Annotated in this window: 18 protein-coding genes, 1 tRNA gene and 1 pseudogene; 16 read left to right on the forward strand and 4 right to left on the reverse strand. The window is 56.1% G+C overall.

Annotated features, from left to right (window positions below; translation table 11 throughout):
* Positions 1-2 precede the first annotated feature (2 nt).
* The 14 genes and pseudogenes from RT197_RS05430 (at position 3) to RT197_RS05495 (ending at position 11,464) form a co-directional block, all read left to right on the forward strand.
* Positions 3-911 (forward strand): baseplate assembly protein, encoded by a 909-nt coding sequence (locus RT197_RS05430; RefSeq protein WP_312948127.1) that lies wholly within the window; start codon positions 3-5, stop codon positions 909-911.
* Complete coding sequence (locus RT197_RS05435; RefSeq protein WP_312948130.1) at positions 904-1,515, forward strand: phage tail protein I; 612 nt, start codon at positions 904-906, stop codon at positions 1,513-1,515. The genes RT197_RS05430 and RT197_RS05435 overlap by 8 nt, the downstream gene beginning before the upstream one ends.
* Positions 1,512-2,160 (forward strand): annotated as a pseudogene (locus RT197_RS05440) (phage tail protein); the annotation flags it as partial. The gene RT197_RS05435 and the pseudogene RT197_RS05440, both read left to right, overlap by 4 nt.
* Before the next feature lie 1,141 nt (positions 2,161-3,301).
* Positions 3,302-3,583, forward strand: coding sequence for a hypothetical protein (locus tag RT197_RS05445; protein WP_312948132.1), 282 nt, complete (start codon positions 3,302-3,304; stop codon positions 3,581-3,583).
* Between the two features lie 10 nt (positions 3,584-3,593).
* On the forward strand, positions 3,594-4,280 hold the full coding sequence (locus RT197_RS05450) for a hypothetical protein (protein WP_312948134.1): 687 nt from the start codon (positions 3,594-3,596) through the stop codon (positions 4,278-4,280).
* A gap of 2 nt (positions 4,281-4,282) precedes the next feature.
* Positions 4,283-4,702, forward strand: a complete 420-nt coding sequence (locus RT197_RS05455) for a tail fiber assembly protein (protein ID WP_312948136.1) — start codon at positions 4,283-4,285, stop codon at positions 4,700-4,702.
* 121 nt (positions 4,703-4,823) lie between these two features.
* On the forward strand, positions 4,824-6,014 hold the full coding sequence (locus RT197_RS05460; RefSeq protein WP_312948138.1) for a phage tail sheath protein: 1,191 nt from the start codon (positions 4,824-4,826) through the stop codon (positions 6,012-6,014).
* A 13-nt stretch (positions 6,015-6,027) separates the two neighbouring features.
* Positions 6,028-6,546, forward strand: a complete 519-nt coding sequence (locus RT197_RS05465; protein ID WP_312948140.1) for a phage major tail tube protein — start codon at positions 6,028-6,030, stop codon at positions 6,544-6,546.
* A gap of 54 nt (positions 6,547-6,600) precedes the next feature.
* The gene (locus RT197_RS05470) at positions 6,601-6,876 is read left to right on the forward strand and encodes a phage tail assembly protein (protein ID WP_312948142.1); all 276 of its coding nucleotides are present in this window, start codon (positions 6,601-6,603) and stop codon (positions 6,874-6,876) included.
* 32 nt (positions 6,877-6,908) lie between these two features.
* Entirely contained in the window at positions 6,909-7,028 is a 120-nt protein-coding gene (locus RT197_RS05475; RefSeq protein ID WP_312948144.1) for a GpE family phage tail protein, read from the forward strand.
* Positions 7,021-9,519 carry a phage tail tape measure protein gene (locus RT197_RS05480; RefSeq protein WP_312948146.1) on the forward strand — a complete coding sequence of 833 codons (2,499 nt, stop codon included), beginning with the start codon at positions 7,021-7,023 and terminating at the stop codon, positions 9,517-9,519. Before RT197_RS05475 ends, RT197_RS05480 begins: the two co-directional genes overlap by 8 nt.
* Before the next feature lie 14 nt (positions 9,520-9,533).
* Entirely contained in the window at positions 9,534-10,013 is a 480-nt protein-coding gene (locus RT197_RS05485) for a phage tail protein (protein WP_312948148.1), read from the forward strand.
* Positions 10,013-11,179, forward strand: coding sequence for a phage late control D family protein (locus RT197_RS05490; RefSeq protein ID WP_312948149.1), 1,167 nt, complete (start codon positions 10,013-10,015; stop codon positions 11,177-11,179). Before RT197_RS05485 ends, RT197_RS05490 begins: the two co-directional genes overlap by 1 nt.
* Before the next feature lie 66 nt (positions 11,180-11,245).
* A complete protein-coding gene (locus tag RT197_RS05495) occupies positions 11,246-11,464 on the forward strand; it encodes a DNA-binding transcriptional regulator (RefSeq protein WP_312948151.1) in 219 nt (72 codons plus the stop codon).
* Positions 11,465-11,610: 146 nt separating this feature from the next.
* On the opposite strand, the gene RT197_RS05500 is transcribed toward RT197_RS05495, so the two are convergent.
* A tRNA-Ile gene (locus RT197_RS05500) sits at positions 11,611-11,686 on the reverse strand.
* A gap of 124 nt (positions 11,687-11,810) precedes the next feature.
* Here RT197_RS05500 and mug point away from each other — a divergent pair.
* Positions 11,811-12,317, forward strand: a complete 507-nt coding sequence (gene mug, locus RT197_RS05505; protein WP_312948153.1) for a G/U mismatch-specific DNA glycosylase — start codon at positions 11,811-11,813, stop codon at positions 12,315-12,317.
* A 54-nt stretch (positions 12,318-12,371) separates the two neighbouring features.
* Here the strand turns inward: mug and rpoD are convergent, their stop codons facing one another.
* The 3 genes from rpoD to rpsU form a co-directional block, all read right to left on the reverse strand.
* A complete protein-coding gene (gene rpoD, locus RT197_RS05510; RefSeq protein WP_312948155.1) occupies positions 12,372-14,216 on the reverse strand; it encodes an RNA polymerase sigma factor RpoD in 1,845 nt (614 codons plus the stop codon).
* 208 nt (positions 14,217-14,424) lie between these two features.
* A complete protein-coding gene (dnaG, locus tag RT197_RS05515) occupies positions 14,425-16,170 on the reverse strand; it encodes a DNA primase (RefSeq protein WP_312948158.1) in 1,746 nt (581 codons plus the stop codon).
* Positions 16,171-16,287: 117 nt separating this feature from the next.
* Entirely contained in the window at positions 16,288-16,503 is a 216-nt protein-coding gene (rpsU, locus tag RT197_RS05520) for a 30S ribosomal protein S21 (protein WP_001144069.1), read from the reverse strand.
* A gap of 237 nt (positions 16,504-16,740) precedes the next feature.
* On the opposite strand from rpsU, the gene tsaD reads away from it, so the two are divergent.
* Complete coding sequence (gene tsaD, locus RT197_RS05525; RefSeq protein WP_312948177.1) at positions 16,741-17,754, forward strand: tRNA (adenosine(37)-N6)-threonylcarbamoyltransferase complex transferase subunit TsaD; 1,014 nt, start codon at positions 16,741-16,743, stop codon at positions 17,752-17,754.
* Positions 17,755-17,758: the final 4 nt, after the last annotated feature.

Raw genomic sequence — 17,758 nt, forward strand, 5'->3', positions numbered from 1 at the left:
CCATGCCGATTATCGACCTGAACCAGCTCCCCGCCCCGGATGTGGTCGAGGAGCTGGATTTTGAAATCATTCTCGCCGCGCGAAAGGCAACACTGATTTCCCTGTTTCCCGAAGACCAACAGGACGCCGTTGCCCGCACGCTGGCGCTGGAGTCTGAGCCGCTGACGAAATTCCTTGAGGAAAATGCGTATCGCGAAGTCCTGTTGCGACAGCGCGTCAACGAAGCCGCCCGCGCCAGTATGCTGGCTTACGCGCAGGGTAACGACCTTGACGTGATGGCTGCGAACAACAACACCGGGCGTCTGACCATTACCCCGGCTGACGACACGACGCTTCCCCCCACGGCGGCGGTGATGGAGTCCGATACTAATTTACGCCTGCGTGCGCAGCAGGCTTTTGAGGGGTTAAGTGTGGCGGGGCCATCCGGGGCGTATGAATATCACGGGCGCAGCGCCGACGGACGTGTCGCCGACATTTCTGTCGTCAGCCCGTCTCCGGCCTGCGTGACGATCACCGTGTTATCACGTGAAGGTAATGGCACGGCCAGCGCTGACCTGCTGGCCGTGGTGGAAAAGGCGCTGAATGCCGAAGACGTGCGCCCGGTCGGCGACCGTGTGACCGTGCAGGCCGCAGGCATTGTGAATTACCAGATTGATGCAACGCTCTATTTCTACCCCGGCCCCGAAGCGGAGCCCATCCGGCAGGCAGCAGAGAAAAAACTCTCGGCTTATATCAGCTCGCAGCACCGGCTCGGGCGCGATATCCGCCAGTCGGCTATCTATGCTGCACTTCACGTCGAGGGGGTGCAGCGTGTCGAACTGACATCCCCGGCACGCGATATTGTGCTCGACCGCCATCAGGCATCTTACTGCACCCGTTACACCATTACTGCCGGGGGTACGGATGAGTGATGACCGCCTGTTACCCGTGGGCTCTTCCCCGCTGGAAGTGGCCGCAGCAAAAGCGGCCGCTGAAATCAACCGCGTGCCGGTGCCGCTGCGCACCCTGTGGAACCCGGCAACCTGCCCGGTCAGTCTTCTGCCGTATCTGGCGTGGGCGCTGTCCGTTGACCGCTGGGATGAGCACTGGCCGGAGGCAACAAAACGCAGCGTCATCGCGTCAGCGTTCTTTGTCCATCAGCATAAAGGCACCATCAGCGCCCTGCGCCGGGTGGTGGAGCCGCTCGGCTATCTGATTCAGGTGCGTGAGTGGTGGCAGCTCAACGAGGAGCCTGGCACATTCCGCCTTGTGGTCGGCGTACTCGACAGCGGCATCACCGATGCGATGTATCAGGAGCTGGAGCGCCTGATTGACGACGCGAAACCGGCAAGCCGTCACCTGACCGGGCTTGCCATCAGCCTGAGCTCCACGGGCAGCATTTATGCCGGTGCAGGCTGCTATGATGGCGATGCGCTGACGGTTTACCCCTACATCCCCGAGACGATCATCGTCGGCGGTGATTTTTACACGGCCCCGGCCATTCATTTGATTGATAATCTGAGAGTGAACGCATGACAGCGAAATATTATGCCATTCTGACCAGTCAGGGTGCGGCACGGCTGGCGAACGCCGCCGCCCTCGGTACGAAGCTGAACCTGACGCAAATGGCCGTCGGTGATGCTAACGGCAAATTACCCACGCCCGATCCGGCGCAGACGAAGCTCATTAGCCAGAAGCGTATCGCCCCGCTGAACCTGCTGAACACCGATCCAACCAACCCCGGCCAGATTATCGCCGAGCAGGTGATCCCCGAAAACGAGGGCGGTTTCTGGATACGTGAAATCGGTCTGTTTGATGACAGCGGCGTGTTAATTGCGGTCGCCAACTGCCCCGAAACCTATAAGCCGTTATTGCAGGAGGGCAGCGGGCGCACGCAGACCATTCGTATGATCCTGATTGTATCGAGCACGACCGCCATCACCCTTAAGATTGACCCGGCTGTCGTGCTGGCAACCCGCCAGTATGTTGATGATAAAGTTATCGAGGTTAAAAGTTACGTTGATGATGCGATGAAAAAGCATCTCGACAATAAAGACCCGCACCCGCAGTACGCCCCGAAGGCCAGCCCGACCCTGACCGGTACGCCCAGAGCGCCGACGCCCGCAGCGGGAAATGACAGCACGCAGATTGCGACCACGGCATTTGTGCAGGGCGAAGCCGTCAGCGCAGTGAGCGATGCCGCGCTACCCTTTCCGGCGGTGTGGGCTCCTCTGAGCGATGATTTGCGCCTGCTGGCCGGGGTTGCGCCTTACGACACGCTGAGTATCGCGGGGCAGACGCTGGAATTACCGACCAAATCCCTGAGCTTTCAGCGCGCCAGTACGGCAACCTATATCGATAAATCCGGCAATTTACAGGTAGCGGAAATTAATGAACCGCGATTTGAAAAAGAGGGATTGTTAACGGAAGGTCAGAGCACGAATTTACTGATTAAAAGCGAACCAACCGCTTTTCCCATCCTTCAGGGTGGTCAGACTGCCTCTCAGGTTAAGCTCGACGGCGTGAATGCGGTGCGTATTACCGGGGCGAACACGTCCGCGCAGTCATGGAAACAGGCTGTGGGTATTCAGGCAACAGTAAACGCCGGTGATTACTACTGCCTGTCAATGACCATTGACCGCCCCCTGCACCCTGACGGGGAATATGCGTATTTCGCGGGCAGTAAATTCCAGCTCCAGACCCTGTGTACTTATGGCAACGGCCTTTATATCGTTTATGTAGCCGGACCCGTGACAAACACCGGCGAAGCTAACCCGCACACGTATTTCAACAGCGATGTGACCGTCACGCGTATGCAGTTTGAAGCCATGCCGATGCCGACCTCGTATATACCCACCAACGGTGCCGCCGTCACGCGCGCGCCTGACATTCTCACCCTGCCGATGGCCGGGAACATTGGCCTTTATGAATGTACTGTCGCGATGGAATATCAGATAACTGACACCCCCGGCCGGAATTTCTTGCAGCGGCTGGTTGAATATTCGCGTGATATTAACCCCCGCTGCGTTATCCAGTACACGACCAAAGGCGATATGTCGTTTCTGAATTCGGCGGCATCCTTTCAGATTGTGGATGCGCCTGCCGCCGGGGTGACAGCAATATCAGTCGGCATGGATACCCTTTCCTGTTTCACAAGGGGCAGGGAGATTGTCAGCGGTGTGCCGCAGCACCCCCGCATCATGACGGAAAAAATATGGCTGGGAGCGGGCGTTAACGGTGGCTCTCATATTTTCGGACACATCAGAAATGTACGCATGTGGAACCATGCACTGTCTGACAGGCAATTAAAGGGGATTCGCTGATGAAAGATTTATATCTGCGCTTTACTGATGCGCGCGAAATGGAACAGCAGTTATTGAAAGCCGGTTATCAGTCAGGCGAAGACGGACTTTATCATCCTGATATCTGCACCGATATTATCGGCATTATTTATATTGCGGACAACCCTGATGCAAAGGAGCCGGAATATAAACCGGTGCCGGGATGGCATGTAAACCTGCGCATCATCCGCGATGATTTCGACACCAGTTTACTGGATACCTTTTCGATTAATCCTGCCCCCCCTTACAGGGTATGGGCGTGAGAGGCTGACCATGACATTACGTAAAGACACAATTGATAAAGAGGTTTTTCTCGCCTTTCTGCTCTCCCGTCTTGCACCGGGGACGGATATTAAAAAAGACGCGAAAACCGCAGACTTTTTAACTGAAATCGGCATGGGGACAAAAGACTCGCCTGCCTTTTCCGGTATCACTGCCCCGACGATGATGTTTTACCCGAAAATGGCAGGCTGGAATGCAGCGGCGGACGGGAGCAAGGTTGCGCTCACCGTTGGCGGTACGTCAGTGCTGGAAGTGAGTAAAGATTCACTGTTTCACAGCGGTACGATAAGCGCCGGAAAAGCGCTTAAGGCCGGTCAGGCGACGATTGCGGAAGACGGCAATATCTCCGGCACGAAATGGGGCGGCTGGCTTGATGCTTTTCTGAAAGACGGCATCAGCACCGACGGTAACGGCCTGTGGTGGAATGCGGCGCTGTCCTCGCTGAAAATGCGTATTGGCGCGTGGTCCATTCCCGGCTCATCCGGTGGCGACGGGGTGAGCATCACCTTTCCGCAGGCGTTTCCGAATGCCTGCCTGATTGTTATCCCGATCCCGTCCACCGGGGGAGCCTCTGAGCAGATAGGCTGTCAGGGGTTTAATAAAACCGGAGCCGTGATTCAGAAGGGGGCCAGCGACACTAACCCCCGTAGCGGTAAATACCTCGCAATAGGATATTAACGATGAGCCAGACCTACTATTACAGCGCCGCAGTAAGAGGGTTTTACCTGCTGGAGAACAAAAGCGAATATGAGGACTCCCCGGCGGGCTGGCCTGCTGATGCCGTCGAAGTCAGCGATGCTGATTATCGCCGCCTTTTTGCCGGACAGGCAGAGGGGGAAGTTATCACGCCGGGCGATAACGGGTATCCCGTTCTTGTGCAGCCTGCGACCGACTGGCCTGCATGGGCCATCAGCGAGCGTGACCGCCGTATCGCTGAGGCGAACGCCATCACCGCTGACTGGCGCACCGAGTTACAGCTCGACACCATCAGCGACGATGACCGGCAAAGCCTCATCAACTGGATGAGCTATATCCGGGCGCTGAAAAAGGCCGACCTGTCACGTTCACCGGATATCAACTGGCCTGAAAAGCCGGAGTAAGGCAGGCGGGCTGATGCCCGCCGTTGTTCTGTTGTCCTGTTCCTCATCCAACCCTGACAAATAGCGCCCCGCCCCCGCCGACCTGACAATGTCCTCACCCCTTAACCACGGAGTTAACCGGATGAGTGACTATCATCACGGCGTGCAGGTTGTCGAAATCAACGACGGCACGCGCGTCATTTCCACTGTCTCAACCGCGATTATCGGCATGGTCTGCACAGCCAGTGATGCCGACGCGAAGACTTTTCCCCTCAACGAGCCGGTACTGATTACCAGCGTACAGAGTGCCATTGCAAAAGCCGGTAAAAAAGGCACGCTGGCCGCGTCATTACAGGCCATCGCGGACCAGTCAAAGCCTGTTATTGTTGTCGTGCGCGTGGAAGAAGGCACCGGCACCGACGCAAAAGCCGCACTGGCGCAGACGGTTTCTAATATCATCGGCACCACGGATAAAAACGGTAAATACACTGGCCTGAAAGCCTTGTTGACCGCAGAGGCCGTGACCGGCGTTAAGCCGCGCATTCTCGGCGTGCCGGGATTTGATACCCCCGAAGTCGCGGCCGCACTTGCGCCGGTCTGTCAGAAGCTGCGCGCGTTTGGCTATGTCAGCGCATGGGGCTGTAAAACCGTGTCCGAGGCCACTAAATACCGCAGCACGTTCGGTCAGCGTGAATTAATGGTTATCTGGCCGGACTTTCTCGCATGGGATACCACGGTAAACGCCACCGCGACGGCATGGGCGACCGCCCGCGCGCTGGGGCTGCGGGCCTACATTGACCAGACGGTCGGATGGCATAAAACCCTGTCCAACGTCAGCGTGAATGGCGTCACCGGTATCAACGCTTCGGTATTCTGGGATTTGCAGGAGCCCGGCACCGATGCCGACCTGCTCAACGCCGCAGGCGTCACCACGCTTATTCGAAAAGATGGCTTTCGCTTCTGGGGAAACCGCACCTGTTCAGACGATCCGCTTTTCCTGTTTGAAAACTACACCCGCACCGCGCAGGTTATCGCCGACACGATGGCCGGGGCGCACATGTGGGCGGTGGACAAGCCCATCACCGCAACGCTCATCCGCGATATCGTCGACGGCATCAACGCCAAATTCCGCGAGCTGAAAACGAGCGGCTATATCGTGGATGCGACCTGCTGGTTTGATGAAGAAGCCAATGATGCGACAACCCTCAAGGCCGGTAAGCTGTATATCGATTACGACTATACGCCGGTTCCCCCTCTCGAAAACCTGACCCTGCGCCAGCGCATCACCGATAAATATCTGGCGGATCTGGTGTCGTCGGTCAACAGCAATTAAGGAGCCAGGCTAAATGGCAATGCCGCGCAAACTCAAACACATGAACGTCTTTCTGAACGGCTACAGCTATCAGGGTGTTGCCAAGTCAGTCACGCTGCCAAAGCTGACGCGTAAGCTCGAAAACTATCGCGGGGCGGGGATGAACGGTGCAGCACCGGTTGATCTTGGCCTCGACGATGACGCCCTGTCGATGGAATGGTCACTTGGCGGTTTTCCTGATGCAGTGATATGGGAACTCTACGGTGCAACCGGCGTTGATGCTGTGCCGGTGCGCTTTGCTGGCTCCTACCAGCGCGACGATACCGGCGAAACGGTGGCGGTCGAGGTGGTCATGCGTGGCCGTCAGAAAGAAATCGACACCGGCGAGGGCAAACAGGGCGAAGACACCGAGTCGAAAATCTCTGTGGCCTGCACCTATTTTCGCCTCACGATGGACGGTAAGGAGCTGGTCGAAATCGACACTATTAACATGGTGGAGAAAGTCAACGGCACTGACCGGCTGGAGCAGCACCGGCGCAATATCGGCCTGTAATTTTAACCCGGCCAGCACGTCTGGCCGCTTATCCCTTTTTACTGAGAGAGCATTATGAGCAACGAAAATGTGATTTTCCTGGACACCCCCGTTAAACGTGGCGAGCAGACCATTGAACACATCACACTGATGAAACCCAATGCCGGGACGCTTCGCGGCGTCAGTCTGGCGGCGGTGGCAAACTCTGAGGTTGATGCGTTGATTAAGGTGCTGCCGCGCCTGACCGCACCGATGCTGACCGAGCAGGAGGTCGCCGCGCTGGAGCTGCCCGACCTTGTGACGCTCGCCGGTAAGGTGGTCGGTTTTTTGTCACCGAGTTCGGCGCAGTAGAGTTTCCGAAAAAACTGTCGGTTGATGACCTGATGGCTGACATCGCAGTGATATTTCACTGGTCGCCATCAGAGCTGTATCCCATGAGCCTGACCGAGCTCATCACATGGCGTGAAAAAGCGCTCCAGCGAAGCGGAAACACGAATGAGTGAAAACGTAAAGTTACAGGTATTACTCAGGGCTGTAGACCAGGCGTCGCGCCCTTTTAAAGCCGTGCAGAACGCCAGCCGGACGCTGGCCGGTGATATCCGGGGATCGCAGGACGAGCTCAAGGCCCTGAATGCGCAGTCGCGGCGTATCGAGGGCTTTCGCACGACCAGTGCGCAACTGGCCGTGACCGGCAAGGCGCTGAAAAATGCGAAAGCGGAAGCCGCTGCGCTGGCTATCCAGATGCACAATACGGCCAGTCCCACGGCGGCACAGGTAAAAGCCTTTGAAAATGCAAAGCGCAGTGCAGCCGCCATGCAGGCGAAATACAACAGCCTGCGCCAGTCCGTTCACCGCCAGCGTACCGAGCTGCAACAGTCCGGCATCGATACGCATAACCTGTCTGCTGCCGGGCGCACGCTTCGCGACAGTATCGAGCACACCACCGCCACTATTGAGCGTCAGCGGGCGGCGCTGATACGCGTCAGTCAGCAGCAGGAAAGGCTCAACGCGGTACGCCAGCGCTATGAGCGCGGCAAAGCGGCGGCGGCTGGCGTGCGTAATGTCAGCGCCGCTGCGCTGGGCGCGGGAACCGCCGCCCTGTATGCCGGTAGCCGGTTAATGGCCCCCGAAGTACACACGCAGCAAAGCGGCACGCTGATTGCCGCCCGTCAGGGAGAGAACGCGGCAAAAGGGGCGGAGTATGCCGGGGTCATTCAGCGCATCAATACCTCGGGGGTGAGCGAAGACCTTGAGAAAATCACTGAGGCGGTATCGGCAGTGCGCAGTACGCTCGGCACCCTCGGCAATGTGGGTGAGGCAGAGCTGTCCCGCATCACCCGCAAGGCGCTTGATATGCAGACCGCGTTCGGTCAGGAGGCAGCGGAAAGTATCCAGATTGCCGCCATCATGATGAAAAACGGTCTGGCGGGCAGCAGTGATGAGGCACTGGATTTGATTGTCGCCGGAATGCAGCGCGTATCCGCTGAAATGCGCGGTGAAATGCCCGAAATTCTGCACGAATATTCCACGCACTTTCGAAACCTCGGATTCAGCGGGCAAGAGGCAATGTCACTGCTGGTTGATATGTCGAAACAGGGCAAATTTGCGCTTGATAAAACCGGCGACGCCATCAAGGAGTTCAGTATACGCGGCTCGGATATGTCAAAGAACAGCGTCGCGGCTTATCAGCAGATTGGCCTTAATGCTGAAAAAATGTCGCGCAGTATCGCCAGCGGCGGCGCGAAAGCCCGTATGGCAATGCAGAAAACCGCGAAGGGCTTGCTGTCCATCAAAGACCCGGCGGAGCGAGCCAACGCCGCAATAGCGCTTTTCGGCACGCCGGTTGAGGATTTGTCTGTCGACCAGATCCCCGCGTTTCTCGGCGCGCTGGCTGGCGTTAAAAATCAGTTCGGGGAGGTCAGCGGCGCAGCCGACAGGATGGGCGGTACGCTGCGGGATAACCTGAGTGGTGACATTGCACGCCTGAAAGGGGCATTTGCAGGGCTGCGTTTTAATGTCTTTAACGGACTCGACAAGCACCTGCGCACGCTGACGCAAAGTGCGACACGGTGGATGGATAAGCTCGGGGCATGGGTGCGGGCAAATCCTGTGCTGACGTCAAATCTGGTCATGATGGCCGGAGCGGTTGCCGGGCTGGCGGCTGTGCTGGGCGGCGTAGGGCTGGTTATCTGGCCGGTCATGACGGGCATCAATGCGCTGATAGCCGGTGCCGGGTTGCTGAGTGCCGGTTTCAGTTTTGCCGGGGGTGCCATTGTGTCGGCCATTGGTGCAATAGCCCTGCCGGTTGTGGCGACGGTCGCCATCATTACCGCCGCCGCGCTCCTGATATACAAATACTGGGAGCCGGTCAGCGCATTTTTCAGCGGTGTGGTTGACGGTCTGCGCGCGGCGTTTGCGCCGGTCAGTGACCTGTTTGCACCCCTTAAGCCGGTGTTTGACTGGCTGGGCGAAAAATTACAGGCCGTGTGGCAGTGGTTTACTAACCTGATAGCCCCGGTTAAAGCGACGCAGGACACCCTTAACCGTTGTCGTGACACCGGCGTGATGTTTGGTCAGGCGCTGGCTGATGTGCTGATGCTCCCGCTTGCGGCATTCAACAAACTGCGCAGCGGGATAGAGTGGGTACTGGAAAAGCTCGGCGTCATCAATAAGGAGTCCGGCACACTCGACCAGACGGCCGCAAAAGCAAATGCGTCCACGCAGAGTAATGCGTCTGTCGCGGTCACTGGCGCAGCAGGAGGTTATCAGGGATACCAGCCCGTATCCGGTCCGCTGAGTGGTTATCAGTCATATCAACCCGTCACCGCCCCCGCCGGGCGGTCGTATGTTGACCAGAGTAAAAATGACTATCACATCACGCTACAGGGCGGTGCGGCACCGGGCGCGCCGGTGGAACGCCAGTTACAGGATGCGCTCGAAAGATATGAGCGTGATAAGCGCGCCCGCGCGCGCTCCAGTATGTTGCACGACTGATGAGGAAAAAATAAATGATGCTCGCACTTGGCATGTTTGTCTTTATGCGTCAGACGCTGCCCTATCAGAATATGCAGCGTGATGCAGATTATCGCTGGCCGTCAAACAGTCGCGTCGGCAGGCGTGACGCCTTTCAGTTTCTCGGCGTCGGGGAGGAAAAAATCACCCTGAGCGGTGTCCTGTATCCTGAGTTCACCGGTGGCAGGCTGACCATGACAACGGTCAGAATGATGGCCGAAGAGGGCCGCGCCTGGCCTCTCATGGACGGTAACGGCACAATTTACGGCATGTATGTCATCAACAACGTCAGCGAAACCGGGAGCCTGTTTTTTTCCGACGGGTCAGCACGCCGGATTGATTTCACCCTGACCTTAACACGCGTGGATGAGTCGCTCGCGGCGCTGTATGGCGATATCGGAAAGCAGGCTGAATCCCTTGTCGGTAAGGCATCCGGCATGGCAGGCAAAATCACAGACATTATGGGGGCCGGATAATGCTGGATGCGCTGACGAGTCTGGCAGGCGGTACTCTGACGCCTGATTTTATGCTGACGCTCAACAGCCGGGACATAACCGGCAATATCAGCCCGCGCCTGATAAACCTCACCCTGACTGACAACCGGGGATTTGAGGCTGACCAGCTCGATATTGAGCTCGACGACAGCGACGGGCTGGTCGAGCTGCCAATACGCGGGGCGGTTGTGTCGCTGTTTATTGGCTGGAAAGGGTCGGCCCTGACCGGGAAAGGCAGTTTTACCGTGGATGAGGTTGAACACCGGGGCGCACCGGATACGGTCACCATTCGCGCCCGCAGCGCGGATTTTCGCGGCTCGCTTAATTCCCGCTGTGAAGGGTCATGGCACGACACCACGCTCGGGGCCATCGTGGATGCGATTGCCAGTCGTAACAGGCTGACCGCCGCCGTCACGCCTGAGCTGGCCGGAATTAAAATCCCTCATATTGACCAGTCGCAGGAGTCCGACATTAAATTCCTGACGCGCCTTGCCGGGCGTAACGGCGCAGAGGTGTCGGTAAAAGCCGGTAAGCTGTTATTTATCCGGGCGGGCCGTGGCGTAACGGTCAGCGGAAAGCCCATTCCGCAGGTAATTATTGCGCGTGGTGATGGCGACCGGCATCAGTTTGCCATTGCTGACCGGGGCGCTTACACCGGCGTCACGGCCCGGTGGCTGCATACCAAAGATCCGAAGCCGCAAAAACAAAAGGTCAGACTCACACGTAAGCCCAAAGACCCGCACGCGACCACTCAACAGCATCCGAAAGCAAAGCCGGTCAAAAAAAAGAAAGCGAGCAAAGAGCAGGAAGCCCGTGAAGGTGAGTATATGGCCGGTGAAGCGGATAATGTCTTTGCCCTGACAACGATTTTTTCCACTAAGGATCAGGCCACGCGTGCAGCACAGGCAAAGTGGGATAAGTTGCAGCGTGGCGTGGCTGAATTTTCAGTAAGCCTTGCCACTGGCCGGGCAGATCTCTTTCCTGAAATGCCGGTACGCGTTAGGGGTTTTAAGCGGGTGATAGATGAACAGGCATGGACCATCACGAAGGTGACGCACGCGTTAAACAACAACGGCTACACAACATCGCTGGAGCTGGAGGTAAGGCTTTCCGATATCGAATACGATCTATATGAAAACATAGGGTAGGGATGTTCTCAAAAAGTGGATTTAGGAGTATTATAAATTCACATTAAGTGAATTATGAGATGCATAATGTTCCATTGCCCTAAGTGTCATTACGCGGCGCACGCTCGTACAAGCCGTTACCTGAGTGAAAATACGAAAGAACGTTATCATCAGTGCACCAACATAAATTGCAGTTGCACATTTGTAACGATGGAGTCAGTTGAACGCTATATCGTTACTCCCGGCGCTGTAATTCCAGCTCCGCCCCATCCATCCGCGAATGGACAACGGCCATTATGGCTATGATGAGAGCCCGCTTAAAGCGGGCTTTTTTACGCCTTTGATAAAGCAGTTAGAAAAAATTTACCGCCACTTTATCGCCACTCAAAATTCAGACATTAAAAAAGCCACCTTTAAAAGTGGCTTAATTTCATGATTTATATAGAAAAATTTGGTGGCCCCTGCTGGACTTGAACCAGCGACCAAGCGATTATGAGTCGCCTGCTCTAACCACTGAGCTAAGGGGCCGTGGCCGGGAATTATAAAGTAACTCGCCATGGCAATCCAGACATAAACACCTGCCTGCTGTTTTTATAAACAATGGCTTTTCAATCTCTTATACTTTGAATTCGATGTATTCAGCGGAGTAATCATGATTAGCGATATCCTGGCGCCCGGACTGCGGGTGGTGTTCTGTGGCATCAATCCAGGCAAGTCTTCCGCCCATACGGGCTTTCATTTTGCCCATCCCGGCAACCGTTTCTGGAAGGTGATTCACCAGGCCGGATTCACCGAGCGGCTGCTGAAACCGGAAGAGGAACAGCATCTGCTGGATACGCGCTGTGGGATCACCATGCTGGTGGAGCGGCCTACCGTGCAGGCCAGCGAGGTTGATCTTCACGAACTGCGCACCGGCGGGCGGGAACTGGTGAAGAAGATTGAGGACTACCAGCCAGACGCGCTGGCGGTACTGGGCAAGCAGGCGTTTGAACAGGCTTTCAGCCAGCGCGGAGTGAAGTGGGGCAAGCAGCAAATAACGATTGGTGGGACACAGGTGTGGGTGCTGCCGAATCCGAGCGGGCTAAATCGTGCATCGCTGGAAAAACTGGTGGAGGCCTATCGTGAACTGGATGAGGCGCTGGTGGTGCGGGGACTGTAGTTTTGCAGATATAAAAAAGCCCTCACGAGGAGGGCTTAAGCACGATCTGTACGATTAATCGTCGAGGAAGCTCCGCAGCACTTCAGAACGGCTCGGATGGCGCAGTTTACGCAGCGCCTTCGCTTCGATCTGACGGATACGTTCGCGGGTCACGTCGAACTGTTTACCCACTTCTTCCAGCGTGTGGTCGGTGTTCATATCGATACCGAAACGCATACGCAGGACTTTCGCTTCACGGGCGGTCAGACCCGCCAGCACGTCGTGGGTGGCGGCACGCAGGCTCTCAGTGGTGGCAGAATCCAGCGGCAGTTCGAGGGTGGTATCCTCGATGAAATCCCCCAGATGCGAATCTTCATCGTCGCCGATTGGCGTTTCCATGGAGATGGGCTCTTTGGCGATTTTCAGCACTTTGCGGATCTTGTCTTCCGGCATCAGCATACGTTCAGCCAGTTCTTCCGGCGTCGGCTCGCGGCCCATCTCTTGCAGCATCTGGCGGGAGATACGGTTGAGTTTGTTGATCGTCTCAATCATATGCACCGGAATACGGATGGTGCGCGCCTGATCCGCGATGGAACGGGTGATAGCCTGACGGATCCACCAGGTTGCGTAGGTGGAGAACTTGTAACCGCGACGGTATTCGAACTTATCAACCGCTTTCATCAGACCGATGTTGCCTTCCTGAATCAGATCGAGGAACTGCAAACCACGGTTGGTGTATTTTTTGGCGATAGAGATAACCAGACGCAGGTTCGCTTCAACCATCTCTTTTTTCGCACGGCGGGCTTTCGCTTCACCGATGGACATGCGACGGTTGATATCTTTAACCTGCTCAATGGTCAGGCCGGTTTCTTCTTCGATCTGCTGCAATTTTTGCAGGCTGCGATGCACTTCATCAGACACGTCGTGCAGCTTCTCGGACCATGCTTTGTTCATGGCGATAGCGGCGTTAAACCAGGTTTCGCTGGTTTCGTTACCGGTGAACAGGGTGATGAAGTTTTTCTTCGGCATTTTGCACTGTTCGACGCACATCTTCATGATCAGACGTTCCTGGGTACGCACGCGGTCCATCATTACGCGCATACTGTTAACCAGGTAATCGAACTGTTTTGGCACCAGGCGGAACTGTTTGAACACTTCAGACAGTTTCAGGATTTCTTCCTGCGATGCAGCGTTACTGCGGCCCTTCGCTTTGATGGTGTCGCGAGTAACGATGTACTGCGTGCGCAGCTCGCCGAATTTTTCGCGCGCCAGCTCCGGGTCGATGCTGTTGTCGTCATCGCTGCTGTCGTCGCTTTCTTCGTCCTCGTCTTCATCTTCGTCGTCCATCTCTTCGCTGGACAGCTCGGAGCCGACGTGCGTCGCCGTTGGCGCTAAATCTTCTTCCGCGTTCGGGTCGACGAAGCCGGTGATCAGATCGGACAGGCGTGCTTCTTCCGCTTCCACGCGATCGTACTGCTCCAGCAGATAGGTGATCGCTTCCGGATATTCAGCAACGGAGCACTGGACCTGGTTGATGCCGTCTTCGATGCGCTTGGCGATGTCAATTTCGCCTTCGCGGGTCAGAAGCTCAACGGTGCCCATTTCACGCATGTACATGCGGACCGGGTCAGTCGTACGCCCGATTTCAGATTCAACGCTGGAGAGTACCTGTGCGGCAGCTTCTTCGGCATCTTCGTCGGTGTTGTTTGAGTTTTCAGCAAGCAGCAGATCGTCGGCGTCCGGTGCTTCTTCCATCACCTGGATGCCCATATCGTTGATCATTTGGATGATGTCTTCGATCTGATCTGAGTCGACGATATCTTCCGGCAGATGGTCGTTGACCTCGGCATAGGTCAGATAGCCTTGCTCCTTACCACGTTGGACAAGAAGCTTGAGCTGTGACTGCGGGTTTTGCTCCATAAGACGGTATCCACACTTAATTCATGAGGTTGGTGTCGGTCGGCGAAACAAACCGCCAACATAATACGCTTCATCTTTCAGGCTGTTTTCACTGCCGTGAAAGATGTCGTGTATGACTTAATGAGGGCTTGCTTATATTTTTGCCGCTGCCCTTCAGTGCGGCTGTCGGGATCTTCCCGAACGATATTCGGCACTTAAGCCGTTAAATTCATTTCTTTGCCAGTTCCTGGTTTAACGTCCAGAGTTCCCGGCGTTCTTCATTGTTCAGGCCGTGCGTGCGGTCGCGAGCGATTAACTCTTCCTGGCGCAGCTTGAGCAATGAATCAAACATATGATTAAGCGAGTCGGTGAACGTTTTTTCTGCAATATCTCTATCTGCTATATCGTCCCACATCGACAGTTTTTCAAGGGTCGCGGCCTCATTTGTGCCACGATAATGTTCTAAAAGTTGCCCAGTGGTCAGGCCAGGCTGTGACAAACAAGTGTTGACCAATTCGGCAAATAAGCCAAGTCCGGGCAGCTTACTTTGGTCCAGACCTGCCAGCGGTGGCACCAGCGGAGCTAAATCCGGGTTCTGTAACAGCAGTCCTATCAGTATACGCATGGTCGTGCGTTTTAGCTGTGGAGCCGGGCGCGCCGTGCCACTTTCTGCCTGTTTCGGCATTAAACGATCAAGCTGGGCATCATCCAGAATGCCGAGCTTGTTACCGAGCTGCTGACGCAAATAAATGCGCAGCGTTTCGCCTGGCACCTGGCCTATCATCGGCAATGCCAGCGCGGCAAGCTGCGTTTTGCCGTCCGGGGTGCTGAGATCCACCTGCGGCAACAAACTGTTAAACAGAAACGTGGAGAGCGGCAGAGCCTCGTCCATCCGCGCTTCAAACGCCGCTTTTCCTTCTTTACGCACCAGCGTATCGGGATCTTCGCCGTCGGGCAGAAACATAAAGCGTAGCTGACGCCCGTCGGACATATACGGCAGCGCCGTTTCCAGCGCGCGTTTCGCCGCGTCGCGTCCTGCGCGGTCGCCGTCGTAGCAGCAGATCACGTTCTGCGTGGCGCGAAACAGCAACTGAATATGGTCGGCGGTGGTGGAGGTGCCTAACGACGCAACGGCATAGTTGATGCCATACTGCGCCAGCGCCACCACATCCATGTAGCCTTCGACCACCAGCAGGCGCTGCGGTTCCGCTTCGCTCTGCTGCGCTTCATAAAGGCCATACAGCTGGCGGCCTTTATGGAAAATATCGGTTTCCGGTGAGTTCAGGTATTTTGGCGTATCGTTGCCTAAAACACGGCCACCAAATCCAATCACCCGACCACGTTTGTCGCGAATAGGGAACATTACCCGTTCGCGGAAACGGTCATAGCTGCGGCCCTGATCGTTAGTGACTAACATGCCCGCGTCGGTTAACGACTGACGGTTTTCACTGTTGCCACCAAAACGTTTTAACGCGTTATCCCAGCCTGGAGGCGCAAAGCCGATGGCAAAGCGAGCAATGATGTCACTGCTTAAACCACGTTTTTCCAGATACTGACGCGCGGGTTCCGCTGCGGGATGCGTAAGGGCTTGTTGATAAAACGCATTCAGGCCATCCATCAGTTGATATAGCGTCTGCCGCTGATGACGCTCAATCTGCGTTGGCCCGCTGCCTGCTTCGAACGGGATTTCCATGTTGTGCATGGCCGCCAGTTCTTCGACGGTTTCGACAAACTCAAGTTTGTCGTAATTCATCAAAAAATCGATCGCGTTGCCGTGCGCACCACAGCCGAAGCAGTGATAAAACTGCTTTTCACCGTTGACGGTGAAAGAGGGGGTTTTTTCGTTATGGAACGGACAGCACGCGTGAAAATTCTTGCCCTGCTTTTTTAGCTTCACCCGCGCGTCGATCAGATCGACGATGTCGGTGCGCGCCAGCAGGTCATTGATAAAGACACGTGGGATTCGTCCAGCCATAAGCCCCGTTCAATTTTTACCAACTCGTAAACGAAAATAAGCCGCGCATTCCTTACGGAAGCACGGCCTTACAACTACAACTCGGTCTGAAAAATGAGAGCTTATGCCCTCATATCATTAGTACAGACGAGTACGGCGTGCGTTTTCGCGAGCCAGTTTCTTCGCGTGACGTTTCACAGCAGAAGCTTTAGCGCGCTTACGTTCGGTAGTCGGTTTTTCATAGAACTCACGACGACGAACTTCCGCCAGAACACCTGCTTTCTCGCAGGAACGCTTGAAGCGACGCAGTGCTACGTCGAACGGCTCGTTTTCACGTACTTTAATTACCGGCATGTAACTCTCACCTTTAATAAATTCGGTTTGCCGCTGGCATCAACGCCAGCTTATTTCAAAATGGTGCGGAATTTTACTGCAAATGCTGCTGCTTTGTAAAGCACCGCTGCCGTTTTTGAACAGGACATTTATAAGGGTGAGGAGTATACACGACCTTACTGCCAGGGGTGAGCAAAGTTTTACAACCACGACCATTGGCCCTACACTGCGCGGTATTGAAATGAGGTAAAACAAGCCATGCGTGTACTGGGTATTGAAACATCCTGCGATGAAACCGGCATCGCCATTTACGACGACGAAAAAGGTCTGTTAGCCAACCAATTGTATAGTCAGGTGAAATTGCACGCTGACTACGGCGGCGTGGTGCCGGAGCTGGCCTCCCGCGATCACGTGCGCAAAACCGTGCCGCTGATCCAGGCGGCGCTGAAAGAGTCCGGGCTGACGGCAAAAGATATTGACGCGGTGGCCTATACCGCAGGGCCAGGGCTGGTCGGCGCGCTGCTGGTCGGTGCAACCGTCGGTCGGTCGCTGGCGTTTGCCTGGGACGTTCCGGCGATCCCGGTACACCATATGGAAGGACATTTGCTGGCTCCGATGCTGGAAGAGAATCCGCCCGCCTTCCCCTTTGTGGCGCTGCTGGTTTCCGGTGGTCACACGCAGCTGATTAGCGTGACCGGGATCGGTCAATATGCTCTGCTGGGCGAATCCATTGACGACGCGGCGGGTGAAGCTTTCGATAAAACCGCCAAGCTGCTGGGGCTGGATTATCCCGGCGGCCCGATGCTGTCGAAAATGGCCGCGCAGGGCACGGAAGGGCGCTTCGTTTTCCCGCGCCCGATGACCGACCGCCCAGGGCTGGATTTCAGCTTCTCCGGCCTGAAAACCTTCGCCGCCAATACGATCCGCAATAACGATGCTGACGATCAGACCCGCGCCGACATCGCCCGCGCGTTTGAAGACGCGGTGGTCGATACTCTGATGATCAAGTGCAAGCGCGCGCTGGATCAAACCGGTTTTAAACGTCTGGTGATGGCGGGCGGCGTGAGCGCCAACTGTACCCTGCGGGTGAAGCTGGCGGAGATGATGCAAAAGCGGCGCGGCGAGGTGTTTTATGCCCGGCCGGAATTTTGTACCGATAACGGCGCGATGATCGCCTATGCGGGCATGGTGCGCTTCAAAGCGGGCACGACGGCCGATCTCGGCGTTACTGTGCGCCCGCGCTGGCCGCTGGCGGAGCTGCCTGCGGCGTAGCGGT

This window comes from Superficieibacter sp. (genome assembly GCF_032071645.1).
Lineage (GTDB): Bacteria > Pseudomonadota > Gammaproteobacteria > Enterobacterales > Enterobacteriaceae > Superficieibacter.